Below are 14,081 nucleotides of genomic sequence, written 5' to 3'. Positions count from 1 at the left end.
ACGCTCCGCTTGGAGGCGTATTTTAAACCCCCTTTAGAAACACTCTTTAAGCCCTTCTTTTCCCCTAGTCGTTTTTAACGCCCCCCGCGATCTTTTGTGAAATCGTGGTGGTTTTTTGTGGCGTTCTCTAAATTCAATTCATCAAAAATCTTTTTCATACCTGCCGCGATTTGTTGGATGGTTTCAGAGGCTAAGGGTTTGATCTTCTCTAGGGCCGCTTGGAGTTTGGCTTGGTCGTAGAAGTTCACTTGCACCAACATGAAGACCTCTTCATTGTTGGGGTTGACATACTCGCCCAGTTGCACCCCATGCCCTAAGCTGGCAGCAATGGCTTGGATGATTTGATTAAAGATCGCATCATCATAGGGTTTTTGGTGGGCGTTTTGGCTAGCAGTGTAAGTTGCCTTGAGCTTGTCGGCAATGTGGATCGCCACTCTAAAGCGGGCGCGATCTCTAGCGATCACCTCCGATCGCTGCACCTGTCCATCGATCACATGGGAGCTGTCGATCCCTTGTGTGGTGTACCCACTCATGTCCTGCACCATCCAACTGGGCATGTCTTGTAAAAAGACTGCTTGTTTGGGGCCTGAGCTACACGCTCCTAAAATGAATGCACTAGCTAAGATGAAAGCGATACGCCTAGACATTTTAATCCTTTAATTTAAGTTGATTCATTGTAGCAAAATCTGCCCTTGCAAGCCGCCACGCCCCCGCCACTAGGCTGCCAAGGGCTAAAATAACCAAGGCGCACAGGTCGTAACGCACTGCGTTAAAGGGAGCGGCAAATTGGTTGAGCATCACAAAACCCGAGATGCCATGCGTGGCAGGGATGAGCTGCAGAGGCAGGCGCAAAAAAGCAGGGATGAGCTCGGTGGGCCAAATGAAGCCCATCATAAAAATTAAGGGCAAAGAGCTGAAAAGGACAATTTGCGTGGCTTGGGCAGGCTTACTCAAGAACGAGCCAAAGAACACCCCACAGCTTGCCACCGCAAAGAGAAAGACCACGCCAAAGATCAGTAATTGTGTGGGGTTGGCGTGGATGTGCACGCCATAGTAGGGGAAGAGCATTCCAAAGTAGAGCAGTAAATGGAAAATGTAGATCAAGGTGAAGCACAAGACACGCACAAAGCAGATTTTTAGAGCCTCCCCAAAGCCCTTAAAGCGTCTAGGGTTGGCACAGGTGATCGCCCCCGCCCCGATCAAAAGCGTTTGGTGCAAGATGAAAATAAAGACATGGGCGATGGCGTAGTTAAGATAGCCAAGGGAGGGGTTGTAAAGTGGGATGGTTTGCAGATCAAAGAGATTGTGCTCAGTGGTGCGCTCGCTTAGGTATAAATCCTTGTAGATTTTGACCCTTTGGCTTAGGGCTTGCAGAGTCTCTAGCGTGGCGTGGGCGATGGTGCTGTAGATGAGAAAGTAGTTGGCGTTGGCATACAGCTCAATTTTTGCAGGAACGCTCGTGTATACATGCCGCTCAAAAAATCGAGGGATCAGCACGATCCCAAAGACTTTTTCTTCTTCTAAGAGTTTCTTGGCCTCTTGAATGGAGCTTGGGCGGTAGGTGATCCTCACCCCCTGCGTGCTTTCTAGCATTTGGGTGAATCTGTAGGATAGGTGGCTGTGGTCGTGATCCACTAGGGCGATGGCTTGCCGTGTTACAATGTCGTTTTTATAGGGCAGGGGGTAGAGCATGGCATAAAAGAGCGGCCCACCGATGATCACCATCAGCACCCCAAGGTGGCTAAAAATGCCCTTAAGTTCGTCTGCAAATACCTTTAGCATGCCCGCTCTCTTTTGGCAAAAAGGGCAAGCCCTAGTACATAAAAGAGCCAAAAGACCGGCAAGTGGGCGATGGCTTTTAAGGCTAAATCTAGGGGGGCTTGGTAATAGTCTAGGGCAATGGTGGCTTTTATGAAGTAAGTGGCGGGCAAGAGCGCGCTCCAAAATTGCGCTAGGGCGGGCATGTTGTCTGTGGGGTAGGTGACGCCCACAAACGCTAAAGAGGGGGCGGTATAAAGGGCGATGAAAGAGGCCACGCGCATCGGCTCTTTCAGCAAGAAAAAGAAACCCACCACCACGCTAGAGATCGCCAAAACCAACAGTACACAAGAGAGCAGTAATAGTCCCCAGTGGGCGTTGTAAGGCTTCAAGTAAAAGAGCATCAACACCCCCCACGCGCTAAAAATGAGCGTGTTGAGCCCCAAAGCCACCCACACTTCACGACCATTTTGGCACATCTGCACAAAGTTAAACATCCCCAAAGCCGCCAAGATCTGCCACATGCAAGGCAAGATCGCCATCAGCAAAAATTGCGCATAGTTGTTGTGCTCGTTAAATAGGGTGTGTAAATCGACATACATGGGGAAGGCTAGGGCTTTGGCGGTGTTTAAATCGCTGTGCAGCTTTAAATTCGTGGCGACATCTTGCTTGATTTCTAGGGCGGAGAGAGTGTATAAAAAGGCGTTTAGCAAGGTCTTGCCCACCAGCACATAGGTGGCGTTGTAGTATAGGGCTATGGGGGTTTGCACGCCCAGTTTGACCTGACGCTCTAAATTCTTAGGGATCACCACCACCCCATAGATTTTTTTAGAGGCCAAAAAAGGCTTGGCTTGGTCTAAATTGCTGTAAAAATGCGCCACATTAAGCGCACTACTGGCATTAAGCGAGCGCACCATTTCGTGGCTTAGTTGGCTGTTATCCAAGTCCACCACCCCGATGTTTAGCTGTGTAGGGATTTGTTGATAAAACAAGGCGATCATAAGAAGCCCAAAGAAAAGTGGGGCTACGCACACCGCCATTGCAAAGCGCGATTGGAAAAACTTTGCCCACATCTTAGTCGCTAGGGATGTCCACCAACACGCTCATGCCCACCCGCAAAGCCTGCATGTCCTTTAGGGGCGTGGCTTCAATCCCAAAGCTTTTCATGTCGTAGCTTTGGCTGCTGTTCGTGCTTTTCCAAGTCGCAAAATCGCCCATCACCGCAATATGCGTAACCTTAAACTCCACGCTCTCTTTCAAGGCGGGGATGTAGCCTGTAAAGCGCGCCCCTTTTTTAAAGCGGCTCAAATACTTTTCAGGCACGCTTAAATCCAACCACGCATGCGCAGTGTCGGTAACCAGCACCACAGGAAAGCCCTTGGGGCTTAACTCTCCACCATAAAGCAAGACATTGCTCACCTCGCCATCGATAGGGCTGTAGGCCTTTTTATCCCTTAAAAACGCCTGCACTTCGTTGAGTTGCCCTAAAGCGGCCTGCTCTTTCTCTTTAGCGGCGATCTTGCTCTCATTGGACGCACCCTCTAGAGCGAGTTGGTATTGCTCGTAAGCGGCGTTTTTCTTAAAGGTTGCGCTTTGAAAGGCTGCGTAGGCTTCATCGCGCTTTTGTAAACTCGCCACGCCCTTGTCATATAGGCTTTGGATACGTTTATAGGTTTCTTCGGCTAAATCGCTTTGCGCCTTGGCAGCTTGGTAAACATCTTTTGCGCTCTTAATGGTTTGGCTGCGGCTACCCCTAAGCACTTCATTACTCAAGGCTTTGGCGGCTTTGTGGCTGGAGCTGGCTTGTAGTAGTTTTGCCTCCGCTTCGGGGCTGTCGATCGTAAAAACCAAATCCCCTTTTTTAATGAAGTCGCCCTTTTTGACTAAAACGCTCTCCACCCGCCCGGCAAGCTTGGAGCTCACGCTGTACTCTCTAGCCTCTATAAAGCCTTGTAGGCGTTGCTGTTTGTGGTTGTAGGCGCTGTAATACACCTGCCCGAGCCAAATTAAAATCCCCACCGCTGCCAAAGCAACCACAATAACCGGGGTTCTTGCTGTCTTCACTCCACTTCCTTAGTAAACAAAGTCGTAAAATAGGTCTGTATGGCCGCTAAGCACCATTAAATCCACCAATGCGCTGATGTATTTGTAGGCGTGGGTCTTTTGCTCTACCAAAATGCCCGCCAAAGAGTTGCGCGCGTCCACCACCATCGCGTTGGTCGCCATGCCCTGGTTGAACGCCTCTTCTTGCAATTTTAAATTTTCTTTAGCCAGCTCCACGCTCGTATCTAAACTTTTATACTCTTTGAGCAAGGATTGGCATTGCAGGTAGGTTTTATGCACCAACAGCTCCATATCCTTTTTGGCTTGGCTTTGCAAGGCGGAGGTTTGTAGCTCGTCAATCTTAGCGGCTTGGTAATGCATGATGCGCCCATTGGGGGTTAAAATGGGCAGCCTCGCGCCCACGCCCACAAACCACTCGGGGATCATATTCATCATTGTGGAGTTGTTCTCTTTCATCAAGTATGCCCCAAAGAAATTAAAATGGGGGAGAAACTTTGCTACTTGTAATTTTGTCATTTGCTGTGCACTCTGTTGTTTGATCGCCAGACTTCTTAACACAGGGTAAGAGCTCAAGGTTTCTTGCACAAAAAAGTCCAAACTAGGCAGGGCTTTAGGGCGGATGTTTAAATGCGCTGTGGGGGCAAAGTGGGCTTTGGCCACGGGAATGTTTTGGCTGCTTAAAATGGTGTTAAACGCCAAAGTCGCCACCTCTAGCGCATCATCAGCTTGCATAGACTTGGTTTTGCTCTTTTCATACGCCACCTGCGCGCTTAAGGCCTCCACTTTGGCGATTTGCCCCGCTTTTAGGCGTTTGAGGGCATTTTGGTAGTGCTTTAAATGCCCCGCTTGCACGCCCTTAAGCACCTCATCCACCTCCATATTCAGCACCAAGCCATAGTAAATTTTGACCAACTCTTGAAAGGTGGAGAGCCTTTTAAGCCGGGACACCTCCATCGACTCTTTATGTGCCAAAGAGGCGAGTTTTGTCATGTAAAAACGCTCTCCGCCCATATACAGCGGGTAAATGATGCTCAAAGCCCCCATCACCACATTTTGTCTAGAGAACAAAAAGGGCTGATTCAACGCCCCCATTAGCCCCGCCGTCCCCTGTGCCATCACCCCGCTCAACGCACCCGCTAATCCTTGAAAGGGCGCGCCCATTTGGGCGATCTGTTCAAGTGAGGGTTTTAGGGAATTTTCCAGCCCGTTGATCTTGTTTTGGATTTGGGCGCGTTGCCCTGCACTCACAGGCTGGATCTCAATGGTCTTGCCTAAATGCACATAAAACGCGCTTAAATCGATCTCGGGCAAAAAAGAGAGTTTCGCCGCTGTGCTTAACTTTTTTGCCTTTTTTTCAGCGTAGTCCTGCGCCTTGATGCCATCGTAATTAGCCAACACCATACCCCACGCCTGCTTGAGCGTGATTTTCGTGGATTTATCCGTCTGCAGAGTGCTTAAACTTGTAGAGTTTTTAGCTTCTATTTGCAAGGGGCTGAGCTCCGTTTGTGCCGCCAGCACGCCGCTAAGTAGCCCCACCAACACCCCAAACCGATCATTGCGCATCATAAATCCTTTTTTACGAGCTTGAGTTTGCGAATCCGCGCCTTGTCCATGTCCAACACCTCAAAAATGCACCGCTCATCGCCCACTACATCGCCCACCTCGGGTAACCTCTCTAGCAAGCTAAAAACATACCCCCCCAAAGTTACCTGCTCGTAGTTATGCTCAAAGCGAAAGCCCAACAGCTCCTCCACACTCTCTAAATCCACCCGCCCGTCGCATTCAAAGGTGTATTCATCGACCTTTTTAATCCCCTCTTTGCTCTCATTTTGTCCCTCAAAAATGTCGCCCATGATTTCCTCAAAAATGTCGTCCATCGTTAAAACCCCCGAAGTCCCCCCATACTCATCCACCACCAACGCCATGCGCCTTTGCTGTTGGTTCATTTTAATGAGAATCTGCGAAATGGACGCGCTCTCGGGCACAATCAACACCTCTTGCAATAAATGCTTTAGGTCAGGTTCTTTACGCTCCAAGAGGGGGGTGGATAAAATGTCCTTGATGTGCACCACGCCTAAAATATTGTCCTTATGCCCCTCGCAACAAGGGTAGCGGGTGAAGGGGTGCTTTAAAATCGTTTGCAGGTGCTGCTCATGGGTCTGCTTGGTGTCTAAACAAACCATGTCGCTACGCGGGGTCATGATCTCTTTGGCACTTGTGTCTGAAAAATCCACGGCGTTTTTAATCAGCTCCTCCTCCACATAGTCGATCACCCCCCCTTTTAAACTCTCCCCCACGATGATTTTAATCTCTTCCTCCGAGTGTGCGCTGTCCTTTTGCGGCTCAATACCAAAGAGTTTGAGCACCAAGCGCGCCAAGAAGTCAAAGAGATTGACGATGGGATAAGAGAGCATCCAAAAGGCATGCAAGGGCCGAGCTATCCACAAAACCACGCTTTCTGCCCGCACAATGGCAACCGACTTAGGCACAATTTCGCCCAAGATCACATGCAATAAAGTGATGCAACAAAAGGCGAGCACCACGCTTAGGACATGCACAATGGCGTGCAGGGCGGAAAAATGCACCCATTTATGCAGCATAAGCGTGATTAAATGTGCTAGGGCGGGTTCACCCAGCCAGCCCAGCCCCAAAGAAGCTAGAGTAACGCCTAGCTGCGTGGCACTTAAATAGGTATTCACTGAAGCGTTGATTTTTAGGGCAAGGGTGGCATTGGGGTTGTTATGAAGGCTTAGTTCTTCAAGTTTGGAGCGCCTGACCTTGACAATGGCAAATTCAGAGAGCACAAAAAAGGCGTTGCACAACACCAAAACAAGGGCGAGAGCGCACATCGCAAGCGACTCATAAACTTCCAACGACTCTCCTTAAAATTAGCCTAATAAACCCTAGTCTATAGTCTATTCCACAAAGAATAATTAACGGACAACCAGCCTAAAGTCTCTCAACAATGTTAAAGGTGTCTATTAAATAGTATCCTAAAGCCCCAAGTAGGGCGGAAATAGGCACGGTGATGAGCCATGCGGTGATGATCTTTTTGATCACCGAGCGCTTGACAAGCTCACTTTTATAAGCCTTCTTTAGGTGCTTGCGCTCTTTTTTACTAAGGCCCACGGTGTACTCTAGGGTGTTGTTTTCCTTTTGCAAGGTCTTTAAGTAGGTGAGCATCTCTTTTTTCTGTTTGGGGTTGGCCTTTTCAAAGCGATCTAGGAAGTTTTTAATCACGCCCGCATCTTCGCCATGGTGCGCATCCAAGATCATTTGTTTCATCTCAAAGAGCCGTTTTTGCAAGAACTCGCGCAAAAAGCCCACCCCAAACACCGCCCCGATGGTGATGTGCGTGGAGCTCACGGGCAAGCCAAGCTTTGAGGCGAGCAAGACCGTGATCACAGTCGCCATTGCGATGCAAAAGGCTTGCATTTTGTCTAACTCGGTGATCTCACTGCCCACGGTTTTAATCAAGCGGGGGCCATACAAACTAAGCCCCGTGGCGATGCCAAGCCCCCCAACCAGCATGATCCACAACGGCGCATAGGCTTTGGTGGGGATGGCGTGGTGTCCCCACTCTTGCAAACTCTGCACAATCGCCGCGAGGGGCCCCACAGCATTAGCCACATCATTGGCCCCATGGGCAAAGCTAAGCAAAGCGGCACTAAAGACCAAAGGTAGAGTAAAAAGCGTGTGTACGCTCTCTTTAGTGTTTTCTAGGCTGTTTAACTTAGAAGCCACATAACTTTTAAAGACATGGTAGGCGAGTAGTCCCACCCCCACGCTTAAGAGAAATTCGTTAACCAAGCCTAGCGGCGTGCGTAGAACCTTTGCCAGCATATACCAGCTAAACGCCAAGCCCATCACCCCCACCACTAGGGGCATCGCCTTTAGGGCGGCGTTTTTCTTGTCTTCTCGATCGCTGATGCTCTGCTTAAACAAGACCATAAGCCCCATCGCAATCCCCCCGCCCATCACAGGCGAGATGACCCAACTAGCCACAATCCCACCCAAAAAGGGCCAATCCACAGCCCCAGCCCCCCCAGCCACCAGCCCCGCCCCAAGCACCCCACCCACAATGGAGTGTGTGGTAGAAACGGGCGCACCAATGGCTGTGGCTAGATGCAGCCAAATTGCCCCTGAGAGCAGAGCCGAAAACATCATCCCCACAAAAACCGTGGTGTTTTGGATGTGCTCGGGATCGATGATCTTGCCCTTAATGCTTTGCACGACTTCACTGCCTGCTAACACTGCGCCTAGCACTTCGCACAGAGCCGCCGTCAAAAGCGCCATGCCTAAAGTGATCGCCTGAGAGCCCACCAGTGGGCCGACATTGTTAGCGACATCGTTCGCCCCGATGTTCATCGCCATATACCCACCCACAACTGCGCTTAAAGCGAGCAAGGGTAGGTGTATGGGCGTGTGGCTACAGATGAGCGCCAAGCCCGCCGCCGCCACGACAAACACAACAGCCAGAGTGATCTTGACATTGTCTCTTTGGAGTTCTTTAAAGGCCTTTTGGATAGAACCGGTGGGTTTAGTGGTTTTAGATTTCATGGTAAGCTTTCATTGACGGCTAGAACTTTAATATAAAAATCTCTAAGAAACGCTTAAACACTACGCTTAAAGTTCCTCATTTTGTACACCCTCTTATCTTAATATTTGGCGGGTGTAATCCGCCATTAACTTTTGCTCCTTGTAGTTTACCAATGGGCTTATAAGAGATCTTGCCATCCAAAGGGGGTTGTCAGCGTGCCAGGTAAACTCACAGACCACTAAAAACCTGCTTTTCACAAAAAAACAAGTCCCTAGCCAAATCGCCGCGTGCCTTAAGCAAAGTAACATCTTATGGCTTGCAGTGAGCACCTCCGTGGTGTCGCAATCCTGTCCGGGGCAAAAGGTCGCATGCTTTCCACATCTAAATGGCACACCATTGGACACGCCGTGCAAGGTAGGGGTATGCATTGGAAACCCCATCCATCCCATGCCAAGATAAAATCCGCCACACAACGCCCACCACCTACAGCACCACAAGCAAAGTTGCCATCATCGGCCTAGCCGATGAGGCGAGCTTTGTAAAATACTCCCACTTAGGTATAGCAAGAACCCCAGAGGTCATGGCTAGGGAGCTAGACCCACACTTCACCCACTGCACCGACATGCCAAGCCAACAAGAGATGAATACCACACTCTTAAACACATTTTACAAGTTTTGTAAGTTCTCTATATAGAACAAACTTATGTGCTCCAACGGGATAGAAGAGGGGAAACCAAAGCTTTGCAAGGGGCTTAGCAGAGAGGCTTACCAACTCAAATTTGGTGCGCTTAAAGATGGGCTAGAAAACTTAAAAGGACACCTTAGGCAAACTGCAAGCTAAAATTAGAGCCCTAAGCCCCCTACACCCTCTTGTATGCAAGGCTTGTTGTATAAAGAAACCTTGCAAAAAGATTTTGCCTTTTATGGAACTTGTAAACGCTTTGTGTCTGCATCGGTGATCTGTGCTTTCATTGCTTTTTTGCTACAATTACTCCTATGTTAAAACACCTCATCAGCACACAGGATTTAGATAATGCGCAGGTTTTAGCCCTACTAGATCGGGCAAATGGATTTTTAGACAAGAGTGTTAAAGCCCCAAATTTCAGCCACAAGAGCGTTACAGCCCTCTTTTTTGAGCACTCCACCCGCACGGTGGCGAGCTTTCAAACCGCCACAGCCCGCCTAAACGCCCACTTCAACGCCTTTAGCGTGCAAACCAGCTCTGCCAAAAAGGGCGAAACTCTGCTAGACACGCTCTATAACTTGCAGGCGATGGGGATCGATTTATTCATCATCCGCCACCACCACTCTAGTGCCCTGCCCTATTTAGCCAAGCACCTAGAAACCCCCCTAATCAATGCGGGTAGTGGAGCGTTTGCCCACCCAACGCAGGCTCTCCTAGACTTACTCACTCTACATAGGCATTTTAAAGGGCAACTTAAGGGCAAAACCATTGCCTTTGTGGGCGACATTAAAAACTCAAGGGTGGCTAACAGCAATTTACAACTTCTACCTAGATTTGGGCTAAAGCCCCTTTTAGTCGCTCCGCCCCACTTCTTGCCCAAGACTTCGTTTGACTACACCCACGAACTGCAAGAAGCCCTAGAAGTGGCGGACATTGTGATGAGCTTACGCACCCAAACCGAACGGCATTCTTTGCAAACCTATGGCTCTTTGAAAGACTACGCCTATAAATATTGCCTCAAGGCGGACATGCTCAAAAAAGAAGTCGTGGTGTTGCACCCTGGCCCCGTGCATCGAAACATTGACATAGAGGACAAACTTTTAAGCGATCCGCGCTGTCAAATCCTAGAGCAGGTGAAACTCGGCGTGGCAATGCGGATGGCTTTGATAGAAGCTCTATTAAGTCAAAGCCTTTAAGAGTTTGCTAAAAGCGTCCTCAAAGGCTTTAAGTCCCGGCAATAAAAGAGAATGTCTGCCCGGGTTATAACCTGAGTTTGGCCGCGTTTTTTCTAAGTCCAAGCCCAAATCTTGCATGGTTTCTTTGATGTGCTTGATGGAGGTTGTGGGCGCGCTGGGGGTTTCGTGGTAGGCTTTTAGAGCCTCTAGGGGAGCGGTGGTGATGCTGTGCTCGAGTTTTAGGGCTTGTAGATAATAGTCTTTTGGCAGGCTTGGGTCTTTGGTGCCCACACTGGCAAAGAGGGGATACACACGGCTTGCTCCCACGCCCTGCACGCTGTGGTAGCACTCTAGGGCGTTGGCGATGCCAAATTGGTTTAAAAGCGTGGCTTGGGTGCTTTGGCTTAGACGGTTGTTTTTGTCTTGTAAAAGCCGGTTAGCTAAGGTGTCTAGCCTAGAGACAAAGATGCTCACAACACCCATGGGAGCTTTTTTAAGCGCAAGGGCGCAATCCCCAGCGCGCTTAGGATCAAAGACTAAAGTTGCATTCAGCGGGATGTTCTTGTCCTTGGCTAAATGCTCCATGGTCTCTAGCCCTGCCTGGGTGGCGGGGACTTTGATCATGGCATTTGGCATGCCAATGCGCCCAAACAATGCCCGCGCTTCCGCCACGCTTGCCCCCACATTGTCGGCTAAAAAGGGGTCGATCTCTAGGCTGATGTAGCCCGTAGCTTTGTTTTTCTCCCAAAAGGGCAGTAAAATCTCAGCGCACCTTTTGATGTCGGCGATGACTAAATGCTCGTAAATGTCCTTCGCTCCCATTTTGGCGTTTTTAAGCTCCGTGATTTGCGCTTGGTAGGCTTTAGACTCCAAAGCCTTGGCAAAAATGGCGGGGTTGGAGGTCGCCCCCGCAATTTGCCCTTTTTTTAAAAGGGTTTGAAACCCCTCTTCTAAAAAATCCCGCTCAATGAAGTCGCACCATAAATAAAAATCCTTCATGCCTTGTCCTTATAAAATGCTTGCACCACTTGACAATCGTCAAAAGGGTGCAGGGTGGAGCCGATGATTTGCATATTCTCATCCCCCTTGCCTAGGATGAGTAAAATCTCATCTGTTTGTAATTCGCTTAGGGCACGCTCGATGGCCCTTTGGCGATTCGCCTCCACCACCACGCTAGAGCGTTTGCTCTCAGAAATGCCCTCCAAAATGTCCTTGATGATGTCTAGAGGGTCTTCGTGCCTTGGGTTGTCGCTGGTGATGTAGGTTTTGATCGCATGGGTGGTGGCCACTTGCCCCATTAAAGGGCGTTTGCTTTTATCCCGATTGCCCCCTGCGCCAAAGACAACTTTCACTTTCTGCCCACTAAAGCTATTAAAAATCTGCGTGAAGCCATCAGCAGTGTGGGCAAAATCCACCACTACAAGGGGGTTTGTGTGTGCCACCTCTAAACGCCCCTTCACGCCTAAGAAGTTTGGCACAAGGGCGCAAATGTCTTCTAGAGGTTTATCGGTGAGTAAGCGCACACAAAGCACAGCCCCTAGAAGGTTGTAAAGGTTATGTCGGCCGATAAGCGGGGAGTGCAGTAAAGAGTTTTCAGCCGGGGTTTTGGGGGTTAGCTTGAAGTTTAGATGTGCGCTTAAAGTCGGATTCAGGCTGTAAGCATCCACGCTTAAATGGCTCTTGTGCTCCAAACCATAGCCATAGGCGTTGCTGGGGTTGAAGCGCACCACAGGGTCGTCTCGATTGATGATCTTTAGTCCCTCGCCTTGAAAAAAGGAATTTTTCACGGTTCTATAGGTCTCTAGATCCTTGTGATAGTCTAAATGGTCGCTGGTGATATTTGTATGTACCCTTGCCACAAAATCCAAGCCCACAATGCGCTCTTGAGCGAGGGCATGTGAGCTTACCTCCATAATGAAATACTCCACCCCTTGAGCTTGTGCTGTGACTAAGTCCATGTAAATTTCTAGTAGGCTAGGCGTGGTTAAACCCTTTTCTTTCACCCGCTTGTCGTTGATGAAAAACCCCCTTGTGCCAAGCAAAGCGCAAGAGCACCCCGAATCTAAGAGCAGTGAGTAAATACAACTTGCGGTGGTGGTCTTGCCATTGGTGCCCGTAACGCCCACAATTTGAAGCGATAAATTTAAAAGCCTATAGAGTTCTAGGGCTTGTATGGTGGGTGTTTTGGGCTCTTTGGCTAAATGCGCCTGCACGAAGGGAGCGTTGCTTGGGGTTTGCACTAAGAGGGTGCTGTTGTCAAGCTCTCTTGTGTCCTCGCTTAAGTGGGTGAAGTTCCGGGCGTTGTGGGTGAGGGGGTGAAAGTGTTTCATTTTGCGGCTTGCTTTTCTAACTCTAGGGCTTTTTGTAAAATCGCACTCACGCGCTCATCATACCACAAGAGCTCGCGCATGTTCTCAATGTAGGAGATGGACATTTCATAAAAGCCGTTCTCCACAAGGCTTTCTAAGAACTCGTAAAAGTCCTCTTTCTTGTCAAAAATGACTTTCGTGCTAAACATTAAGTCCTCAAAAACCTCTTTAAAGTCCCTACCCACACACATGGCCTTAAAGTCGGCGTATAAAATCCCCTCCAAACTTTCGGCCTTGAGTTGGTTTTCTGCGCTAAACACCTGCGCCATTTTACTCAGGCTATCGTCAAAAGATGCGATCAAATCTAAAATTTGGTGCTGGATGCTGAGCTTATAACGGCGTGGTTGTGAATCTAACAAACTTTGGTACAACTCATAGAAACTGTGCGCCTCTTTGGGGAAGTCTAGGGCAATGTCGCTTAAAAGAAGACCGATCTTGGCGTGCGAGTCCATCGGGTCTAAGAACAACGCCTGCCCGAATAAAAACCCCGCTCTTGGGTACTCCTTGTGTAAAAACGCCTTGTAGCCCTGCGTGCAAAAGGTGCGCTTCTTGGGGTCATTTGTCATTAAAGAGGCTTAAGAAAACAACTCTTTATAGCGTTCAGGCGACACATGCACGACTTGCATGTCCGGGTGAATTTCCTCTTGCAAACAACGCTCAATGCCAAACTTTAGAGTGTTTGCGCTAGACGCACAGCCCCTACACGCCCCCTCTAAACTCACATACACCTTAGCCTCTTTAATGCCCAAAAGCACCACATCGCCCCCGTCCCTTAAGAGCATAGGGCGGATTTTCTCTAGGGCTAACTCCACGGGTTTTTGTAATTCTGCATCACTAAATACCATGCAACACCTCCAAAAGTTTTCATTATAACGCAATATACTCTAAAACTTTGTTTATCGTGTTAAAGGGTGCTCTTAAGACTCAATCTAGGGGGTATTTATGATCTTATCTTGTAATTTCTTCTCAGTTGCGCTTAGAGGCACACCACCTTCTAGCACCAAAGCGATAACGCTACAATCATCAAAAGTCTTTTCTTTAACCCGTTGCTCCAATAGGGTTTCTAAAGCCCTAATTTCTCAGTTCAAAGCCAAAACCTCCACTTTTTGTATTTTCAAGCCCGTAGAGCGTTAGAGAGCTAAAGCATCAACGGATTAGCTGCCATGTGTCGCTTGTAGACCCCCTGTGGCTCTAAAATCGCTATCCACGCAAACAAGTAAAAACCTAAACACAAAACCTTGCAAATGGCGCAGAACAAAAACAACAAGATAAGCAAGAGTATAGAACCCGTGTGGCAACGATGAAGGATTTCTTTGGTGTGCGGAGTTTTGGGGACGTTATCAAGCCCGCCACTAAGTTTTATAATTTCTACCGCTCGAATAGTGAATCACCCACCCGCTAAAGACGGGTGGGCTTCTTGCTTCAACGATCCATAACTAGCTATATCCAGTATGTAGCCATACTTGGTTACAACCCCATCAGCGGAATCT

13 protein-coding genes are annotated in these 14,081 nt (G+C 48.9%); 2 read left to right on the top strand and 11 right to left on the bottom strand.

Annotated elements, in window-relative coordinates:
- Positions 1-74: 74 nt before the first annotated feature.
- The 7 genes from QSJ47_RS04420 to QSJ47_RS04390 form a co-directional block, all read right to left on the bottom strand.
- The gene (locus QSJ47_RS04420; RefSeq protein ID WP_221272422.1) at positions 75-647 is read right to left on the bottom strand and encodes a hypothetical protein; all 573 of its coding nucleotides are present in this window, start codon (positions 645-647) and stop codon (positions 75-77) included.
- Between the two features lies 1 nt (position 648).
- A complete protein-coding gene (locus QSJ47_RS04415; RefSeq protein WP_221272423.1) occupies positions 649-1,782 on the bottom strand; it encodes an ABC transporter permease in 1,134 nt (377 codons plus the stop codon).
- Positions 1,776-2,831, bottom strand: coding sequence for an ABC transporter permease (locus tag QSJ47_RS04410; protein ID WP_285602559.1), 1,056 nt, complete (start codon positions 2,829-2,831; stop codon positions 1,776-1,778). Before QSJ47_RS04410 ends, QSJ47_RS04415 begins: the two co-directional genes overlap by 7 nt.
- 1 nt (position 2,832) lies before the next feature.
- Positions 2,833-3,822, bottom strand: a complete 990-nt coding sequence (locus tag QSJ47_RS04405; protein ID WP_221272425.1) for an HlyD family secretion protein — start codon at positions 3,820-3,822, stop codon at positions 2,833-2,835.
- Between the two features lie 9 nt (positions 3,823-3,831).
- Positions 3,832-5,385 carry a TolC family protein gene (locus QSJ47_RS04400; RefSeq protein WP_285602558.1) on the bottom strand — a complete coding sequence of 518 codons (1,554 nt, stop codon included), beginning with the start codon at positions 5,383-5,385 and terminating at the stop codon, positions 3,832-3,834.
- A complete protein-coding gene (locus tag QSJ47_RS04395) occupies positions 5,385-6,671 on the bottom strand; it encodes a hemolysin family protein (protein WP_285602628.1) in 1,287 nt (428 codons plus the stop codon). The genes QSJ47_RS04400 and QSJ47_RS04395 overlap by 1 nt, the downstream gene beginning before the upstream one ends.
- Before the next feature lie 100 nt (positions 6,672-6,771).
- Positions 6,772-8,382, bottom strand: coding sequence for an inorganic phosphate transporter (locus QSJ47_RS04390; RefSeq protein WP_285602557.1), 1,611 nt, complete (start codon positions 8,380-8,382; stop codon positions 6,772-6,774).
- Between the two features lie 407 nt (positions 8,383-8,789).
- On the opposite strand from QSJ47_RS04390, the gene QSJ47_RS04385 reads away from it, so the two are divergent.
- Entirely contained in the window at positions 8,790-9,056 is a 267-nt protein-coding gene (locus QSJ47_RS04385) for a hypothetical protein (RefSeq protein ID WP_221272428.1), read from the top strand.
- Positions 9,057-9,358: 302 nt separating this feature from the next.
- Positions 9,359-10,243 carry an aspartate carbamoyltransferase catalytic subunit gene (locus QSJ47_RS04380; RefSeq protein WP_285602556.1) on the top strand — a complete coding sequence of 295 codons (885 nt, stop codon included), beginning with the start codon at positions 9,359-9,361 and terminating at the stop codon, positions 10,241-10,243.
- Here QSJ47_RS04380 and tal read toward each other — a convergent pair.
- The 4 genes from tal to QSJ47_RS04360 are packed head-to-tail and all read right to left on the bottom strand — an operon-like array spanning position 10,226 to position 13,436.
- Positions 10,226-11,221, bottom strand: coding sequence for a transaldolase (tal, locus tag QSJ47_RS04375; RefSeq protein ID WP_285602555.1), 996 nt, complete (start codon positions 11,219-11,221; stop codon positions 10,226-10,228). The genes QSJ47_RS04380 and tal overlap by 18 nt on opposite strands.
- Positions 11,218-12,552, bottom strand: coding sequence for a UDP-N-acetylmuramoyl-L-alanyl-D-glutamate--2,6-diaminopimelate ligase (locus QSJ47_RS04370; RefSeq protein ID WP_285602554.1), 1,335 nt, complete (start codon positions 12,550-12,552; stop codon positions 11,218-11,220). Before QSJ47_RS04370 ends, tal begins: the two co-directional genes overlap by 4 nt.
- Positions 12,549-13,157, bottom strand: coding sequence for a histidine kinase (locus tag QSJ47_RS04365; RefSeq protein WP_221272432.1), 609 nt, complete (start codon positions 13,155-13,157; stop codon positions 12,549-12,551). The genes QSJ47_RS04370 and QSJ47_RS04365 overlap by 4 nt, the downstream gene beginning before the upstream one ends.
- 9 nt (positions 13,158-13,166) lie before the next feature.
- A complete protein-coding gene (locus QSJ47_RS04360) occupies positions 13,167-13,436 on the bottom strand; it encodes a NifU family protein (RefSeq protein ID WP_221272433.1) in 270 nt (89 codons plus the stop codon).
- Positions 13,437-14,081 lie beyond the last annotated feature (645 nt).

Source organism: Helicobacter sp. NHP22-001 (assembly GCF_030270165.1).
GTDB classification, from domain to species: Bacteria; Campylobacterota; Campylobacteria; order Campylobacterales; family Helicobacteraceae; genus Helicobacter; species Helicobacter gastrofelis.
This window is presented reverse-complemented; position numbering and strand designations above follow the sequence as displayed.

Bases quoted from the DNA above. Each gene is read 5' to 3' on its own strand.
- QSJ47_RS04420 (WP_221272422.1), bottom strand. From the start codon at position 647: ATGTCTAGGCGTATCGCTTTCATCTTAGCTAGTGCATTCATTTTAGGA.
- QSJ47_RS04415 (WP_221272423.1), bottom strand. From the start codon at position 1,782: ATGCTAAAGGTATTTGCAGACGAACTTAAGGGCATTTTTAGCCACCTT.
- QSJ47_RS04410 (WP_285602559.1), bottom strand. From the start codon at position 2,831: ATGTGGGCAAAGTTTTTCCAATCGCGCTTTGCAATGGCGGTGTGCGTA.
- QSJ47_RS04400 (WP_285602558.1), bottom strand. From the start codon at position 5,385: ATGCGCAATGATCGGTTTGGGGTGTTGGTGGGGCTACTTAGCGGCGTG.
- QSJ47_RS04395 (WP_285602628.1), bottom strand. From the start codon at position 6,671: ATGTGCGCTCTCGCCCTTGTTTTGGTGTTGTGCAACGCCTTTTTTGTG.
- QSJ47_RS04390 (WP_285602557.1), bottom strand. From the start codon at position 8,382: ATGAAATCTAAAACCACTAAACCCACCGGTTCTATCCAAAAGGCCTTT.
- QSJ47_RS04380 (WP_285602556.1), top strand. From the start codon at position 9,359: ATGTTAAAACACCTCATCAGCACACAGGATTTAGATAATGCGCAGGTT.
- tal (WP_285602555.1), bottom strand. From the start codon at position 11,221: ATGAAGGATTTTTATTTATGGTGCGACTTCATTGAGCGGGATTTTTTA.
- QSJ47_RS04370 (WP_285602554.1), bottom strand. From the start codon at position 12,552: ATGAAACACTTTCACCCCCTCACCCACAACGCCCGGAACTTCACCCAC.
- QSJ47_RS04365 (WP_221272432.1), bottom strand. From the start codon at position 13,157: ATGACAAATGACCCCAAGAAGCGCACCTTTTGCACGCAGGGCTACAAG.
- QSJ47_RS04360 (WP_221272433.1), bottom strand. From the start codon at position 13,436: ATGGTATTTAGTGATGCAGAATTACAAAAACCCGTGGAGTTAGCCCTA.